Annotated in this window: 14 protein-coding genes; 5 read left to right on the forward strand and 9 right to left on the reverse strand. The window is 64.1% G+C overall.

The genetic code is table 11. The features are described 5' to 3' along the window. Nucleotides 1–55 precede the first annotated feature (55 nt). A complete protein-coding gene (locus DBIPINDM_RS29685; RefSeq protein ID WP_258582531.1) occupies nucleotides 56–1,594 on the reverse strand; it encodes an FAD-dependent monooxygenase in 1,539 nt (512 codons plus the stop codon). A 251-nt stretch (nucleotides 1,595–1,845) separates the two neighbouring features. Here DBIPINDM_RS29685 and plsY point away from each other — a divergent pair, with 251 nt between their 5' ends. Then, on the forward strand, nucleotides 1,846–2,520 hold the full coding sequence (gene plsY, locus DBIPINDM_RS29690) for a glycerol-3-phosphate 1-O-acyltransferase PlsY (protein WP_258582532.1): 675 nt from the start codon (nucleotides 1,846–1,848) through the stop codon (nucleotides 2,518–2,520). A gap of 9 nt (nucleotides 2,521–2,529) precedes the next feature. Here the strand turns inward: plsY and DBIPINDM_RS29695 are convergent, their stop codons facing one another. Then, a complete protein-coding gene (locus DBIPINDM_RS29695; protein ID WP_258582533.1) occupies nucleotides 2,530–2,979 on the reverse strand; it encodes a hypothetical protein in 450 nt (149 codons plus the stop codon). A 71-nt stretch (nucleotides 2,980–3,050) separates the two neighbouring features. Between DBIPINDM_RS29695 and DBIPINDM_RS29700 the strand changes: the two genes are divergently transcribed. Next, nucleotides 3,051–3,611 (forward strand): hypothetical protein, encoded by a 561-nt coding sequence (locus tag DBIPINDM_RS29700; RefSeq protein ID WP_258582534.1) that lies wholly within the window; start codon nucleotides 3,051–3,053, stop codon nucleotides 3,609–3,611. A gap of 42 nt (nucleotides 3,612–3,653) precedes the next feature. Here the strand turns inward: DBIPINDM_RS29700 and DBIPINDM_RS29705 are convergent, their stop codons facing one another. Then, the gene (locus DBIPINDM_RS29705) at nucleotides 3,654–5,204 is read right to left on the reverse strand and encodes a winged helix-turn-helix domain-containing tetratricopeptide repeat protein (RefSeq protein ID WP_258582535.1); all 1,551 of its coding nucleotides are present in this window, start codon (nucleotides 5,202–5,204) and stop codon (nucleotides 3,654–3,656) included. A 186-nt stretch (nucleotides 5,205–5,390) separates the two neighbouring features. On the opposite strand from DBIPINDM_RS29705, the gene DBIPINDM_RS29710 reads away from it, so the two are divergent. Together DBIPINDM_RS29710 and DBIPINDM_RS29715 are read left to right on the forward strand one after the other, a co-directional pair. Next, complete coding sequence (locus tag DBIPINDM_RS29710; RefSeq protein ID WP_258582536.1) at nucleotides 5,391–6,092, forward strand: alpha/beta hydrolase; 702 nt, start codon at nucleotides 5,391–5,393, stop codon at nucleotides 6,090–6,092. Nucleotides 6,093–6,317: 225 nt separating this feature from the next. Next, entirely contained in the window at nucleotides 6,318–7,298 is a 981-nt protein-coding gene (locus DBIPINDM_RS29715; protein WP_258582537.1) for a GlxA family transcriptional regulator, read from the forward strand. Nucleotides 7,299–7,376: 78 nt separating this feature from the next. Here the strand turns inward: DBIPINDM_RS29715 and DBIPINDM_RS29720 are convergent, their stop codons facing one another. The 6 genes from DBIPINDM_RS29720 to DBIPINDM_RS29745 all read right to left on the reverse strand — a co-directional run bounded on the left by DBIPINDM_RS29720 (nucleotide 7,377) and on the right by DBIPINDM_RS29745 (nucleotide 14,925). Next, nucleotides 7,377–8,555, reverse strand: a complete 1,179-nt coding sequence (locus DBIPINDM_RS29720) for an ABC transporter ATP-binding protein (RefSeq protein ID WP_258582538.1) — start codon at nucleotides 8,553–8,555, stop codon at nucleotides 7,377–7,379. After that, the gene (locus DBIPINDM_RS29725) at nucleotides 8,548–9,690 is read right to left on the reverse strand and encodes an ABC transporter substrate-binding protein (RefSeq protein WP_258582539.1); all 1,143 of its coding nucleotides are present in this window, start codon (nucleotides 9,688–9,690) and stop codon (nucleotides 8,548–8,550) included. The genes DBIPINDM_RS29720 and DBIPINDM_RS29725 overlap by 8 nt, the downstream gene beginning before the upstream one ends. Then, entirely contained in the window at nucleotides 9,687–10,526 is an 840-nt protein-coding gene (locus tag DBIPINDM_RS29730; RefSeq protein ID WP_258582540.1) for an ABC transporter permease, read from the reverse strand. Before DBIPINDM_RS29730 ends, DBIPINDM_RS29725 begins: the two co-directional genes overlap by 4 nt. Before the next feature lie 13 nt (nucleotides 10,527–10,539). After that, nucleotides 10,540–11,418 (reverse strand): ABC transporter permease, encoded by an 879-nt coding sequence (locus DBIPINDM_RS29735; RefSeq protein ID WP_258582541.1) that lies wholly within the window; start codon nucleotides 11,416–11,418, stop codon nucleotides 10,540–10,542. Between the two features lie 129 nt (nucleotides 11,419–11,547). After that, complete coding sequence (gene htpG, locus DBIPINDM_RS29740) at nucleotides 11,548–13,434, reverse strand: molecular chaperone HtpG (RefSeq protein WP_258582542.1); 1,887 nt, start codon at nucleotides 13,432–13,434, stop codon at nucleotides 11,548–11,550. Nucleotides 13,435–13,629: 195 nt separating this feature from the next. After that, on the reverse strand, nucleotides 13,630–14,925 hold the full coding sequence (locus DBIPINDM_RS29745) for an ISAs1 family transposase (protein WP_258582543.1): 1,296 nt from the start codon (nucleotides 14,923–14,925) through the stop codon (nucleotides 13,630–13,632). Nucleotides 14,926–15,143: 218 nt separating this feature from the next. On the opposite strand from DBIPINDM_RS29745, the gene DBIPINDM_RS29750 reads away from it, so the two are divergent. After that, on the forward strand, nucleotides 15,144–16,415 hold the full coding sequence (locus tag DBIPINDM_RS29750; RefSeq protein WP_258582544.1) for an IS4 family transposase: 1,272 nt from the start codon (nucleotides 15,144–15,146) through the stop codon (nucleotides 16,413–16,415). The last annotated feature ends 30 nt before the right edge of the window (nucleotides 16,416–16,445 follow it).

Below are 16,445 nucleotides of genomic sequence, written 5' to 3' on the forward strand. Positions count from 1 at the left end.
CCGGTTCGGACAGGCGTCTTTCCTCTCCCTCCGGAGGGACCCACGAGGGAGGAGATCACAGCGTCGCCGCCTCGCCAAACCACCGTGACGCGGCCTTTGCAGCCTCCTCAACGTCAGGCTCAGCATCAGCAGCCCAGGCGACAAAGCCATCCGGGCGCACGAGCATGGCGCTGAGGCCCAGCCGCCCCCTGGCGTCCGCAGCAACATAGGTGATCCGCCCATTCCAGCGGCTGGCCAGCGCCCGAAGGGCAGGGCTGATGTCGAAGTCCAGAAGCAGGCCTTGCCCGGTCCTTAAGCGTTCGCCGAGTCTCGTCCCGTCGGCCAGTTCGAAATCGGGCGCGCTGCGGCCCACCAGTGGGTGGCTGCCGCCAAGGTCGTAGCGCAGCGAAACGCCCCAGACGCGCTCGGCGAAATAGGTCGCGCCGTCGCGCGTGTCGATGAGATCGCGGATGATGGCTTCGAGCGCGCGCGAACTGCGGCTTGGCCGCATCAGCGCGACCTGGGCGCGCGACCAGTCGAGAACCTGTGCGCCCACCGGATGCCGTTCATCGAAATAGCTGTCGAGCAGGCCGGCCGGCGGGTCGCCGCGTATGGTGGCGGCAAGCTTCCAGCCAAGGTTCATCGCATCGCCGAGCCCGAGGTTGAGCCCCTGGCCGCCCAGCGGCGAATGGATGTGCGCGGCGTCGCCGGCAAGCAGCACCCGGCCGTTGCGGTAGGCGGCCGCCTGGTAGGCGCGATCGGTCCAGGTCGTGGCGAGGCGCAACGCCGTCAGGGTGACGTCCGTGCCGGACACGCGGCGCAACACCGCCTGCACATGTTCTGGTGTGATCGGGTCTGTCCGGTGGAAAGCGGCTCCGTCGAACTCGACCATCGCGATGGTGCCGGGCCGGGAGTAGGTATACATGCCCGTCGGCGTATAGTGGCGGCCGAGGCTGAGTATGTCGGGATCGGCCAGCTCGACTTCAACGGAATAGCCGGTGAACTCGGCATCGGTGCCGGTGAACGCAAAGCCGCCGAGCTTGCGAACCGTGCTGCGGCCGCCATCGCAACCGACGAGCCAGCTTGCGTGAAAAGTCTCGCCACCGGCGCGGATGGCCACGCCTTCGTCCGACTGGGTGAAGCCGTCGACGCCGAGGCCACGCCTGATCTCGACGCCCATCGCGCCTGCGCGCGCGGCAAGCACGATTTCGAGATGCTCCATCTCGACCGCCATGCTGGTGCCGGCCGGGTCCGGCAGGCGATACGGCCATTTCGAGCTGTCGACGGCATCGAGGTGGAACTGGATGCCGGCGAAATGGCCACCGGGGCGGCGCGGCTGCTGCATCCAGTGCGCGGCAGCCAATTTGCCGCCGCCCGGGCCATCGTTCGCCGGCGGCGCAATGTCGTCCAGCAGGCCGCGACGGTGGAAGGCCTCGATGGTGGGCACGTTAAGGCCGCGCATGCCGAAGGGGAGCCGCTTCAACGGCGAGCTGGGGCTCTCGGCCTGCTCCAGCACCAGCACGGAGAGGCCTGCCAGACGCAGCTCGCAGGCGAGAAACAGGCCGACAGGACCGGCACCGGCAATTACGACATCATAGGGAATCGGGTTGTGCATGAACTACTCCTTGGTCGATGTGTTCGACCGGAGCGTTCCTCGAGTTTGAGAGCCACACGGACGAACGATTGGGCGCTCAAACAGCGTCCGATGTTCGTCGTGGGGATCTCGTGCACGAAGCCAAAGACCAGAGCTTTCCCTGGCGAAAGGATTTCGCCTGCGGAAGGAGTTGGGCTTACCAAACCAACTCTGCCTTTTCCGACAGCGGCTATATAAGGTTATGACGGCTGATCCGCAACAGGGTGAACGTCATGGTTTTCTGGACAGCGAGCGTGGCTGGACTGGCGATCGCTTATCTCTTTGGCTCCGTCCCCACGGGCTATCTGGCGGGGAGACTGCTGAGGGGTATCGATATCCGGCAGCATGGCTCCAGATCCACCGGCGCAACCAACGTCTTGCGGACCCTAGGCAAAGGGCCTGCCTTGGCGGTGCTGCTGGTCGATGTGTTGAAAGGCGTGGCGGCGATCGTCTTTGCCCGCTGGCTCTATGCGTTGCCGTTCCTCACGCCGCCGGCAGGGCTTGACCCGCAAAGCTTTGTGCCGTGGGCCGTCTGCATGGCCGGACTTGCCGTGTTGCTGGGGCATGGCCGTTCGGTCTGGTTGAATTTCACCGGTGGCAAATCCGCCGCGCCAGGGCTCGGCGTGCTCCTGGCGCTGTCCTGGCCGATCGGTCTGGGTGCCGCGGCGGTTTTCTGCGCCGTGCTGGCACTTTCCAGGATTGTTTCCCTGAGCTCGATGCTGGCGGCGTTGACGGCGATTGCTCTCGTCTGCGGCCTGGATCAGCCTTTGCCCTACCGGCTGCTGGTGATTGCCGGCGGCCTCTATGTGCTCGCGCGCCACCGCGCCAACATCCGGCGGCTGCTGGCCGGCACGGAGCCGCGCCTGGGGCAAGGTAGCCCGGAATCGAAAACGGAACCGCAGATCTAGAGTGTCGGCTCACACAAACACGATAGGGTTTGTCTCGCGCCGTGCGATGCCGATCAATTCCGCTAGTCCATCCGCAAATTCCCGAACCCATGCGTCGGTGCTGGATTCGATGAGCCCCAAGTCGCGTTCGAGCTCGCCGAAGCTCGGCTCCTCGATCGTGTCTCCCATATGGCCACCGGAATAGAGCACAAGCCGTTCCAGAGCCGACCCTTCGCCGATATGGCCGGCGATCCACTCCCGAAGGTGGCCGACAAGCGAGATGTTTCCGATTCGCCACGCAATAGCCACGACCGCGTCGGGCGCAAGATTCACGCCCTCGGGATGAATCACCTCGCATTCGCCCGTTACTGGTTCCCGCTGAAAGCGATAGTCGGGGAATTCCTGCTCCATAGTTGAAGCACTTTTGAAAACTGCTGCATCAAGACCCATGCCGATCCCCCACGCCGCGCCGGAAGCCATCCATATATTCGACACCGTCAGGTGGTCAAATCTGGCAGAAGCCGACCCTGAAATCGTGGGAGAGGATGGGGATGCGTGTCTTCTGGTTTGCAGCACTAAACTTCGTGACGATGTTGTTGGCGATGCCTTCCGTTGCCTGCGTCATGCAAGCCGAGCGGGATCTGCATGACATCAAATATGCCGACGTTGTCGTCGTTGGCCGGATTGTCAATTATCAGATTGTTCGCGACCCGATCGCCCGGCAACGATATCGCGACATGCTCGCCCGTTCCCCCAAGTTGCGAGAGGTCATGCCGAAGGAGCCTCGCGGCTTCATGACGGACTATGCGCGCTTTGACATAGTGGTCGACGAGGTTCTGCGCGGCAAGGCGCCGGACAGGCTGGCTGCAACCTGGGACAATTCCACATTCGGCGAGGTCGAGGATATGGGGCCGGATATGTTTCTGATTGCGCTGCGTGACCCGAAATCTCCGATACCACCGCTGCGCGGTCCAAGCGCCACGGTTGCGTCCAACCCGGCTCCTGCGACGCTGACGGTGCTTCAGGCGCCTTGCGCAAGTCCGTTCATATTCGAGAGTTCGAGCAAGGAAGCGGCCGAGCTACGCCGGATTCTCGGCCAGAGAGCCGAATAACCAACTGCGGCACGTTTCAACTCGGTTCCCTAAGGTCGGGGTCTACTCCGGCAGGCCCGCCATCCGCATGGCGTCGGTGACGTCGCCGATAATCTCCGGCGCCAGCCCCACCGCCGCCGACCACCTGCCGATGGAAAAATGCGGGTCGAGCGCCATCAGCCGCGCTCCCGCCGCCTTTGCTTCCTCGATCCGACCGAGCCTGGCTAGCGGTGCGGCCAGCCATCCGTGCAGGATGCTGAAGCCGGGGTTCATCTCCACCGCCCGCCGGCCGGCCACTATGGCCTGCTCATGCCGGCCGTTGAGGAAGTTGCCGAAGCCGATCATGCCTTGCGGCACGCAGTTCATGGCGTCCAGCGGGTTCAGCCGCAACGCTTGTTCGCCCCAGTCGATGGCGCGTGTCGCGTCACCGCCATAGGCCACCGGCACGCAGCCGAAGGCATAGACGAAGGCACAGGAGGCGCTGAGCGAGAGCGCCTGCGAAAACGCCTCGTCGGCGAGCTTGCGGTCATGCTCGACCAGGCCGATGGTGAAGCCGGCCAGAGCCAGAGCCATAGCATCGCCCGAGCCATGCTCGATCGCCGCATGGGCATGGCGGGATGCCTTCTCGCTGTGCTCCGCCAGCATGCCGCCGCGGATGAAAAGCGTTTGATGCGCCCAGGCGGCAAAGCCATGGACGAGCGCATAGCTCGGCTCGATGGCCAGCGCCTGCTCGAGCAGCGGCAGGCCCTTGGCGGCGCCCTGCGGCATGAAGGTGTAGACGTCGGGCAGCGCGCGCAGAAAGAGATCGTAGGCGTCGAGACTGTCGGGCCGCTTGCGCTTGACGCGCTCGATCTCGGCCCGGCGCAGATTGGGCTCGATTGCGGCGACCACGCTGATGGTGATCTCGTCCTGCAGCGCGAACACGTCGGTCAGCTCGCGGTCGTAGCGTTCGGCCCACAGATGGCTGCCGTCCTCGGCGTCGATGAGCTGGCCGGTGATGCGCACGCGGCTCCCCACCTTGCGCACGCTGCCTTCCAGCACATAGCGCACGCCGAGTTCGCGCCCGACCTGCTTCATATCCACCGCGCGGCCTTTGTAGGTGAAGCTTGAATTCCGCGCGATCACGAACAGCCAGCGGATGCGCGACAGGCCGGTGATGATGTCCTCGACCATGCCGTCGGCGAAGTAGTCCTGATCCGCATCGCCGCTCAGGTTGACGAAGGGCAGCACGGCGATCGAGGGGCGGGCGGGAATGCCCAGGCCAGGCTTCGCCTGTTCCATAGGCGTTGTCGCCTCGGCGCCGGCCTCCTCGCGCACGGTGCCGACGAAGCGAAAGCCCCGGCGCAGGATGGTGCGGACAAGGCGCTGCTGCTCGCCATTGTCCTGCAGGGCATTGCGGGCTGCGTTGACGCGGCTCGCCAGCGTCGCGTCGGAGACGATGCGCCCCTGCCAGACCGCGTCGACCAGATCGTCCTTGCTGACCACCCGCTCGCGGTTGCGGATCAGATATTGCAGCAAGTCGAACACCTGCGGCTCGACGGCGATCAGGTCGTTGCCGCGACGCAGTTCGCGCCGGTCGCCGTCCAGGGCGAAATCCTCGAAAAGATACGGCAAATTGCTGGCTCCAGGCGCGTGGAAGATTGCGACTCGAGCACCTTAGCCGTGTGGTGGCCCCAAAATCAAAGCCATCTCAAGGGAAAATCAAGAGGTCCTGAAGGTGGCCTCAAAGCAAGCGCGGCGACTGCGGCGCATAGTCCTCCTGCAACCAACGCAAACAACACTTTGAAAAGGAGAACTCAAATGTCGAACAATGCAGCAAATTCCGTCGTCCTCGTGCATGGCGGCTTTGTCGATGGCTCCGGCTGGGAAGGCGTCTACCACCAGCTCAAGAAAGACGGCTACGACGTCACCATCGTCCAGAACCCGACCACCTCGCTCGCCGACGATGTCGCGGTGACCAAGCGCGCCATCGCAGAGGCGAAGGGCGATGTCATCCTGGTCGGCCATTCCTATGGCGGCGTCGTGGTGTCGGAAGCCGGCACGGATCCCAAGGTGGCTGCTGTCGTCTATATCGCGGCCTTCGCGGCGGATGCCGGCGAGTCGGTCTCGACCCTGATCGCCAACCCGCCTCCCGGCGCTTCCGTGCCGCCGATCCTGCCGCCCGTCGACGGCTTCCTGATGCTCGACAAGGCTAAGTTCGCCGCTTCCTTCGCCGCCGATGTCCGTCCCTCGCTCGCTGCCTTCATGGCGGACTCGCAGGTTCCGTGGGGCATTCCGGCGCTCGAAGGCAAGGTCACCAAGCCGGCCTGGAGGGTGAAGCCGAGCTGGTATCTCGTCGCCACCGACGATCATATGATCCCGCCGCCGGCACAGCGCCAGATGGCGACCCGGGCCGGGGCAACGACGGTGGAAGTGCCCGGCAGCCACGCGGTCTACGTTTCCGATCCCTCGGCTGTCGCCAAGATCATCGAACAGGCGGCTGCCGGCGTCGGCAAGAAGTGAGCCTGCATGATCGAAATAAACAGCCCGGGCACTTGGCGCCCGGGCTTTTCTTGTTTCACCCGTGCCCGGACGACGGCGTGGCGATCCTGATATCCGAGGTCTTCGATCTTATCTCCGACATCCAGTGGCCGCTCCTGAAGAGCGTAGGGCCTGGTGGCTGTGCCAAACCATACGCATCGGTGATAACAGGCTCCAGCGCAGGCGAGGGACGGTTCCGGACACACAATGGCAAGGCGGTTTGCGTTTCTCCTGGTTCGCGATTTCACCCTGTCGCCGCTGTCGCTGTTCATCGACACGCTACGTCTGGCGGGCGATGAGGGCGACCGCAGCCGCAGGATCGAGTTCGACTGGGAGATCGTCGGCGAACGCGGCCTGCCGATCCGGGCAAGCTGCGGCGTCGAATTGCTCCCTACGAAGGAGATCGGCAATCCCGAAGATTTCGACAATGTGGTGGTGGTCGGCGGCCTGCTCGACACCAACCGTAGCCTGAGTTCCGACAAGGAAGCGTTCCTGTTGCGCGCCGCCGAGAAGGGGGTGCCGCTGACGGCGCTGTGCACGGGAAGCTTCGTGCTCGCGCGCTACGGCCTGCTCGACGGCTACGCTGCTGCCGTCAGCTGGTTCCACATCAAGGATTTCCGCGGCCAGTTCCCCGATGTCAACGCCCATGCCGACAGCCTATTTTCCGTCGACCGTGGCCGCTCGACCTGCGCCGGCGGCACGGGTGCCGCAGACCTCGCCGGCTATTTCGTGTCGCAGTTCATCGGCCAGAAGGCGGCGGAAAAGGCCGCCAAGATCCTGGTGCTCGACCGGATCAGAAGCAGCCGGGACGTGCAACCCGTCGGCGACCTGTTTCCAGCGGCGTCGAGCCGCGCGGTGAAGCGCGCCTTGCTGTTGATGGAGAGCAATCTCCAGGAGACGCTGTCGGTCAGCGAGATCGCAAGCCGCCTGAACTGCTCGCGGCGCCAACTCGAGCGTCTCTTCGGCACCGAGCTCGGCATCGGCCCGATGGCGGCATACCTGGCGCTACGGGTGCATCATGCAAAGTCGCTGCTCGAAGGCAGCGACCTGCAGATCGGCGACATCGCCTATCGCTGCGGCTTCACCAATGCCGGCCATTTCAGCCGCGTGTTCCGCCAGCAGACCGGCATCACGCCAACCCATCTCAGGCATCCCAACCGCATGCCCGCCGGCGCGGCGGGACAATGAAGCCGGCCACCAAGCGCCGCCTCGGCGGCGCCCGAGCCGTGCTGGCTCCTGGGCGACATGGATCACAGGCGACATGGATCACAAAATCCGCTGACCGTCTTCGTCGAGCAGAACGCAGCCCTCAGGGTCGAATCCGAGGTCGATCGTCTCGCCTTCGCGAAGGACGCGGCCGGTGATCGGCGCGTTGGCGCGGATGCTGGTCTTGCCGCCGATGTCAATCTCGTAGATGGCGCTGCCGCCCAGATACGAGGCCGAGACGACGCGGCCGGACAGAAGGTTGGCGCTCGCCGCCGCGCCGACCGACAGTTTCTGCGGCCGCACCACGACAGTGACCTTGCTGCCCTGCGCAAGCGGCCTTGGACATGCCACCTCGATCGTCTGACCGGTGGCAAGCACCACCGCCGTTCCCTGGCCGGACCTGCTCACAGTCCCGGCAAGCATGTTGGCCTTGCCGAGGAAGTCGGCGACGAAGGCCGTGGCCGGCGTCTCGTAGACCTCCTGCGGGGTTCCGATCTGCTCCACCGCGCCTGCGTTCATCACCACGATGCGATCCGACATGGAGAGCGCCTCTTCCTGATCGTGGGTGACGAAGATAGCGGTGATGCCGGTTTCCTTCTGGATCTTCTTGATCTCGACGCGCATCTCCTCGCGCATGTTCGCGTCCAGCGCCGATAGCGGCTCGTCGAGCAGCAGCACCTGTGGCTCGAAGACGATGGCACGGGCGAGCGCGATACGCTGCTGCTGCCCGCCCGACAGCTGCGACGGCAGCTTCTTCTCGCTGCCGGGTAGCCGCACCATGTCCAGCGCCTGGCCGACCTTGCGCGCAATCTCGGGCTTCGGCACGTTGCGGTACTTCAGGCCGAAGGCGACATTGTCGAAGACGTTCTTGTGCGGGAACAGCGCGTAGCTCTGGAAGACCAGCCCGATGTTGCGCTTGTAGATCGGCACGTCGTCGACCCGGCGCCCGTCAATCATGATCTGGCCGCCCGAAATGTCGACGAGGCCGGCGATGGAGCGCAGGATCGTGGTCTTGCCGCAGCCCGAAGGCCCGAGCAAGGTGATGAAGCTGCCCTTGGCGATGGAGAGCGAGAAATCGCGCACGGCGACGAACTTGCCATAGGCAATGTCGATGTCGCGGAACTCGACCGCCGGCTGGCTCGTCCCGGCGCCGCCCGGCGCGGACACGCCCACACCGGCCCTTGCCGCCCCGGCCGCTTCCGGCCGGGGCACCTGTGAAAGGTCTTGGCTGTCAGGCACCTTTCGAGATCCTGTTCCACTGCTTGGTCCAGGCGTCCTCGTTGGTCGCCCAGTAGACCGGGTCGGCGAAGGTCAATGCCTTCATCGTGCCGGTCTTGTCGAAGGCCGGCAGCTTCTCGATCTTCTCGGTCAGCTTGACCTTTGTCGGGTCGAGCGACGGCGGATAGCTCTGGCCCTCGGCCACCGCGATGGAGGTCGCCGGGTCGAGCATGAAGTTGATCAACTCCTCGCACTCGGCCATCGGCGAGCCTTTCAGGATCAGCATGTCCTCCATCCAGGCATAGGAGCCAGCCGGATCGAGATAGCCGATCGGATGGCCCTGGTCCTGCAATGCGGCAACGCGGCCCGACCATGCGTCTGTCACCACGATCTCGCCCTTGGAAAGCAGGTCCATCAGCTCGGCGCCGGAGCTCCAGAACTTCTTGGCGAGATCGCGCGTCTCGCGCACCTTGGCCCAGATCGTGTCCATGTCCTTGAGGTTGTTGGGGTCCTGTCCGGTGGCGAGCGCCGCGTACCAGACGCGCGTGGTCATGTCGTCATAGCCGCCGACCTTGCCGGCATATTTCTTGTCGAGTAGCAGGGCCGCGCCCTTTTCCTTGGCTTCCTCGGGCGAGATCATCTTGGTGTTGTAGGCGATGCCTGTCGTGCCGTAGTCGTAAGGCACGGCCGAGAGTTTCGGCGTCAGCTTGCGGAACGGATCGATCATCGGCTGCAGCACATTCGCCATGTTGGGAATGTTGGCCTCGTTGATCTCCGAGGTCAGGCCGGCATTTACATATTTGATGTAGTAGTTGACGCCGGAGGAATGGATGACCTGGTAGTCACCGGGCTTCGAGGTCTTGATCTTGGTGATGATCTCGTCCTCGTCGCCGAACGTGCCCTGGACCACCTTGATCTTGGTCTTGGTCGTGTAGGGCTGGAAGGCATATTTGTCGATCGCGTCCTGCACCGTGCCGCCCCAGCCGTCGAAGCGAACCTCTTCGACCGCGGCGAGCGCCTGCCTCATCCAGGGCATGTCGAGACCCGCCGCGGCCGCCGCGGCGGCCGTCAGCGTCAGGAAAGTGCGGCGGCTCAGATCGCCGTTGCGATACCTATCGTGCAGCCGTTCAAGCCGCTTGCCGTTGGACAGTTTCATCGTGCTTCCTCCTTTGGTTGGCCGCGTCGTTTCAATCTGGTCAGGCTCTGCAGGATCAGGCCGCCGAGCAGCGGGATGCCGACGGTCACCAGGATCATCACGGTGCCGAGCGCGTTGATCTCCGGGCTGATCGAGATCTTGAGCATCGAAAGGATCTGGGTGGGCATGGTCTCGACGCCTGCCGGCCGCCAGAACAGGCTGGCCGACGTGTTGTCGAACGAGATGGTGAAGGCGAGCAGCGCGCCGCCGACGACGGCAGGGATGAGCAGCGGCAGCGTGATCTCGCGGAAGGACGAAAAGCGCGAGGCGCCGAGCGAGAGTGCCGCCTCCTCATAGACGCGCCGGATGCCGACCATGCGCGCCTGGGTAATCAGCACAACGTAAGGCACCGCGAGCAGGATATGGCCGAGCACCAGCAAAAGCATGGTCCTCGGCTGGTCGATCGCCTTGATCAGCACCAGAAGGCCGACGCCGAGGATGGTCTCCGGCACCAGCGCCGGCAGGATCACCAGCGTGCTCAGCGCCTGCTTGCCGCGAAATTCGAAGCGCACCAGCGCAAACGCCGTGACGACACCTATTGCCGTGGTGACAGCGGCGGTGACCAGCGCGATCCACAGCGACGTGCGGAAGGCGGCCAGCACCTGCTCATTGGCCATCAGCTTGCCGTACCATTGCAGGCTGAAGCCGGTCATCGGGAAGCCGCCGAACATCGAGGCGTTGAACGACAGGATCACTGTCGCCACGATCGGCGCGAACATGAAGATGTAGACGCAGACCGTGACAAAGCCGGTCAGCCGCCAGGCCCATCTGCCTTCCTCTTTTCGCCGCGCCTTCATCCGCCCAATCCCGTCATCCACCCAGTCCTTTGACGATCTGCGACATGCCCATGTAGCGTGTGTAGATGGCGGCGAAGAAGCCGAGCACGACGAACAGCACGATGGAAAGCGTGGCGCCCATCGGCCAGTTCAGCTCGCCCATGATGGTGTCGTAGATCAAATTGCCGAACAGCGCGTCGCGGCCGGAGCCGAGCAGCTGCGGCGTGACATAGCTGCCGGCGGCCAGCACGAAGCAGAGCAGCAGGCCCGCCGCCAGGCCGGGCAGCGAAAGCGGAAGCGTGACCTCGCGGAACGCTTGCGCGCTCGTGCAGCCCATCGAGCGAGCGGCCGAAATCAGCGTGCGGTCGATGCCCTCGAGGCTGACATAGACATTGAGGATCATGTAGGGCAGCAGGAAGTGCAGCATGCCCAGGATGACCGCGCCCTCATTGTAGAGCATCGGCAACGGCTCGTTGATGATGCCCAGTTTCAGCAGCGCAACGTTGATGACGCCCTGTTCGCCCAGGATGTTGATCCACGAGAAGGTGCGGATGGTGAAGCTGATCCAGAACGGCACGATGAGCAAAAGCAAGAGCAGCCACTTGTGCTTGAAGGTCGTCGCCCAGATGAAATAGGCGGGAAAATAGCCCAGCACGCCGCAGAGCACCGCCGTCATCGCGCCGACCCTCAGCGTCTTCAAAAGGAAGCCGGAATAATAGCTGTCGGTGAGGAATTCGTGCCAGTTCGCCGTCGTCAGCGCGCTGGTTTCCACACCGGCGGTGACGAAGGTGAAGAAGGTGTAGGCCGCCATCACGGCGATCGGCAGCACCAGGAAGAAGATCAGCAGCAAGAGCACCGGCGCGACCAGCATCCAGGCCAGCCGCGGATCATACAATGTCCATCGTCGTTTCATGAGCACCCGGACGTCCGCGCCTTCTTTGAAGCGCTTATTGTGTTCCCGGGGCCAAGATTGGGTGATTGGAGGCGCGATGTCTACAGTCGGCGATTGAGCCAGTGTCGAGGACGGTTGGCGGGCGCTGCCTCAGCCCTTCGAGATACCGCGCGCGATCAGCCGGGCCAGACGCTGCGAAAACGCCCTGGCGTCCGCCGGCTTGTCGCCGTCGAGCACGCGCGCCTCGTCGTAGAGGAGGTGGGCGGCGTCATCCTTGAAGGCTTGGTCCTCTTCGCCAAGGCCGGCCAGCGCCAGCACGCGTTCGTGGCGCGGGTTGATTTCGAGGATCGGCTTCGCTGCCTTGTCGAGGCGGCCGGCGGCATTCATCAGCCGCTCGAACTGCCGGTCGGGACCATGCTCGGGTGCGACCAGGCAGACGGCACTTTCGGTCAGGCGGTCGGAGGCCTTCACGTCCGAGACGGCGTCCCCGAGTGCGGCCTTGACGAAAGCCAGGAAACCGTCGACCTCAGGCGTCGCCACCGTCTCCGGCTTCTTGGCGTCGTCGAGCAGCGGGATGTCAGACAGTTCGGCCACGCCTTGCGTGACCGATTTGAACGGCTTGCCGTCGAAGTCCGGCGCCATTGTCACCCAGAAACTGTCGACCGGGTCGGTCAAGAGCAGTACCTCGATGCCGCGCGCCTTGAAACCTTCGAGCTGCGGCGAGGCTTCGAGCCGGGCGCGGTCGTCGCCGGCCATGAAGAAGATCGCCTTCTGGCCCTCCTTCATCGCGGCGACATAGTCGGCGAGGCCGCGCCAGCCTTCACCTGATGTGGTCGAGTGGAAGCGGGCGAGCTTCAGCAATTGCTCGCGCCGCTCATGGTCCTCGTAGAGCCCTTCCTTGAGGACGACGCCGAAATTGCCCCAGATATTCGCATAGGCCTCGGCATCGCTTTCCGCCAGCTTGACGAGGTCGCCAAGCACGCGGTTGGTCAGGCCCTTGCGGATCGAGGCCAGCAGCGGGCTTTCCTGGATCATTTCGCGCGAGACGTTGAGCGGCAGGTCGGCGGAATCGACCAGCCCGCGCACGAAGCGCAAATAGCGCGGCAGAAGGTCGGCCTCGTCGGTGATGAAGACTCGGCGCACATAGAGCTTCATGCGGCCCTTGCGGTCCTGGTCGAACAGATCGAACGGACGTGAGCCGGGCACGAAGGCAAGCACGGAGTATTCCTGCCGGCCCTCGGCGCGGAAATGGATGGTGGCGGCGGGTTCATCATACTGGCCGGCGACGCTACGGTAGAAGTCGGTGTATTCCTCGGGCTTGATCTCGCTCTTCGGCCGGACCCAAAGTGCCGTGCCGTCGGCAATGTCGCGCGCCTCGGCGCCGGGTTTTTCGATGAGCGTGATCGGCACCGGCACATGGCCCGACTGCGACTTGGCCAGTTGCTCGAGCCGGTAGGATCCGGTGTAGGAGACGGCGTCGTCCATGAGATGCAGCACGACGCGGGTGCCGCGCCGCGGTGCGGCTTCGAGCGGGGCGGGCGCGATCTCGTAGGAACCCTTGCCGTCGGAGGACCAGCGCCAGGCCTCTTCGCTTCCGGCCAGGCGGCTGATGACGTCAACCCTGTCGGCGACCATGAAGGCGGAGTAGAAGCCGACGCCGAACTGGCCGATGAGCTGCGTGTCTTCTGTGCCTGCACCGGCGCGCTCGATGAAGGCGCGCGTGCCCGAACGGGCGATCGTGCCCAGCGCCTCGGCCATGTCGTCGCGGCTCATGCCGATGCCGTTGTCCTCGACGATGATCTCTTTGTTGTCCGCATCAGCCGAAATCGAGATGCGCGGCTTGGGGTCGTCGCCCAGCAATTCGGGATGGCTGACGGCCTCGAAGCGCAGCTTTTCGCAAGCATCGGCGGCGTTGGAAATCAGCTCGCGCAGGAAGACGTCCTTGTCGGAATAGACCGAATGCACCATCATGTGCAGCAGCCGCGAAACATCCGCCTCGAACGCCCTGGTTTCCGTCGCTTTCGTATCCGTCGTCATTCAGATTTTCCCACGCTGTTCATCCGCCCGCCGCGCCAAGGCGCGTTCAGGACTTCCTTTCAACCATTTTTGGCGGCGCTGGCAACTGTGTTCGACAGGGGTCGGCGCGACCGATGATATTGGGATGGGATGCGAAGGCGACAAGGGGCGGGAATGCCGGCGATGAAACTGCCGATCTCCCCCCTCGTGGCAGGGCTATCGCATATGAGTAAAGAGGTCATAGAAGAAGTCTTTGCTCCAGTTTGCCCTGCGCATCTTGCTGGCGATTGGCTTGTCGAGTGGATGGGCAGCCAAGATGTTTTGAGCGAGCCTTCGGATGACAGCCAGGTTTTGTGGAGCGTTATCCTTTCGGGTGCGAGCGTCGTCTTCGCGGAAGACGACATCAAGGCTCCAGTGCAACTGGTTCTCGATCGTCCAGTGGGCGCGAACCGTCTCAGCCAGATGCTTGGGCGTCAGCACCTTGGAAAGCGCGACGTATCGGACCGAGGCAGCCGTCTTGCCGTCGGTGGTGCGCAGAGCCTCGATACGGCCGATGGCCTTGAGGCCGGGGAACACGGGCAGGTCCTTGAGTTTGGCAAGCGGCAGCACGCTGGCTCGTCGCACTTCCGTGCGACCATGAGCCGTATCGCGCGTTTCGAAACTGGCGATCTCGCCCGCCACGGCGAAGCTTTTCTCAGCTGCGGCAAACAGACGGCCCCGGTTGGCCTTCAGCCCAAGGGCATAATGCGCCTTCTGCGCAATCAGCGCCTCGGCCGTGTCGGGGCGGCAATGCAGGGCGTCGGCGGTGACCGTGCAGCCCTTGAGGTCCAAGCTCTTCAGCAACGCCAGCGTCGCCCCAACCTCGTCGGAGGCCAGCGCCCGCGTTGCTGCAATCGCCAGCCTGGTCTCGGCATCCCAGGCATTGACCATCAGCGGTGGCATGAAGGCACGGCCCTTCTCATAACCGCGCCTGAGCGCCTTGCCGTCGATGGCCACCACGCCACGCGGCGAGCCAAGTCCAAGCTCACGCCGCAATGCCACCATGAAGGCGCTCAGTGCATCCGACAGCGCCTGCGGATCAAGAAGCCGAAACACCCGGCTGAAGGTGTCGTGGCTCGGACACCCATGCTTCAGCTCGACGATCGCTTTCAGTTCGTCTTCCCGGCCCTCCACGAATTCAGCAATGTCCACACAGCTTTTGGCCCCACACAGCGTCGCTGCAAGTGCCACAAACAGAAGTTCAGCAAGATTATGCCGCGCGTTGATGTCGCGCGGATCGCGAACTTCTTGCAGGATCGACAAAACCAGCCGCACTCGGACCTCCTCTGCAACGAGAAAGCCTCTCAAGAATCCCTCTTGTCCTGCTTGGCAAGAGCCAATCAACTTATCTGCGATTCCCCTGCCCCTCGTGGGGGTTGAGGAGCGGTCCGCGCAGCGGACGGGAAGCCAATTGCTTGGCTTTCCGGGCGACGAAGGCCGGCAGGGCAGAGGGGGGCGCTGTCCCGCCGGCATCTCAAGACTTGGGTTCCTCGCCCCCGCAAAGCGGCTACGGAATGCACACATCTAGGAGTGGGGTGCGGCGGATTGACTCTCGGCTTGAGGAGGGCTGGCGGTCTCGGCTTTCGGCGTGATTCTGTGTCAGGCACTTTGCTTGATTCGAGGTGTCGCATGCTTGTTGAGCAACCGTCGCTGGGCCGTTTCGGGGATTTGCGCCTCGACAAAAGGGGGCGATGCTGCTCGACCGCATGGTTGCGCGCCAAGATATCTGCCTGCGCCGGCTTGGCGAGGGCCGGCGGGCGCAGGAGGTCGGGTTCCATCGCCTGCTGGCCAATGACAAGGTGACGATCGAGCGGTTGATCCAAGGCTGGAGCGAACAGACGGTGTCTGCAGCCGCCGAGCGGCATGTGCTGGCGATCCAGGACACCAGCGAGATCACCTTTGCCACCACGCCCGAGCGGCGACGCGGCCTGGTGCATGCGATGGTGGCCATCGATGCGGTGAGCGGCGGTTGTCTGGGGCTGGTGGCCGGCAGCGTCTACACGCGCAAGGGCCGGGTCGAGACACCGCACGCCAAGCGCTCGCTCAAGGACAAGGAATCGCGCCGCTGGATCGACACGGCCCTTCAGGCCAGAAGCGTGCTGGCCAAAGCCGCCACTGTTACGATCGTGGCCGACCGCGAGAGCGACATCTATGCCGAATGGGCGACACTGCCCGGCGGCAATGTCCACCTTTTGACGCGTGTGATGCACGATCGTGCCGTAGCGGGCGGCGGTACTTTGTCGAGCGTGACGGCAGCGCTGCCGTTCGTGGCCGCGCGCAGGCTTGAGTTGTTGGCCACGCACAAGCGGGCGGCACGCAGCACCCAGGTGAGCCTGCGCTTCAGCAAGGTCGAGGTGTGCCGTCCCGACAATCCCGGCGCCAGGGATTTGCCGAAGACCGTGACGCTGAACCTTGTCGAAGTCGTCGAACTTGGTCCTCCAGCCGCGGCCGAGCCAGTGCACTGGCGTCTGCTCACCACCCATGAGATCAGCGACGTCGCCGCCGCCTGGCAGATCGTCGACTGGTACAGGCGGCGCTGGACCATCGAGCAGTTGTTCCGTCTGATGAAGACGCATGGCCTGCGCCTCGAGGACAGCCAACTCGCCAGCGCCGAGGTGTTGGTCAAGCTCGCCGCCATCGCCACCAAGGCTGCGGCGGTTATCCTGCAACTCGTCCAGGCCCGCGAAGGCATTGGTGGCGAACACGCCGCCAATGCCTTCAGCACTTCCGACATCGCCGTGCTCGACAGCCTCGATGCCAGCTATCAAGGTCGCACTGCCTTGCAAAACAACCCGCACCCAAGGCACAGTCTCGCATGGGCCGCCTGGATCATTGCCCGCCTTGGCGGCTGGAATGGCTATCCCTCCTCCAAACCACCTGGTCCCATCACCTTCCGACACGGCCTCGAATACTTCCGTGCCATCGCAAAAGGCTGGGAACTCAGAGATGTGTGCATTCCGTAGCCACTTTCGTGGGGGCGAGGAACCCAAGCT

This window comes from Mesorhizobium sp. AR02 (genome assembly GCF_024746835.1).
In the GTDB taxonomy this organism is placed as follows: domain Bacteria; phylum Pseudomonadota; class Alphaproteobacteria; order Rhizobiales; family Rhizobiaceae; genus Mesorhizobium.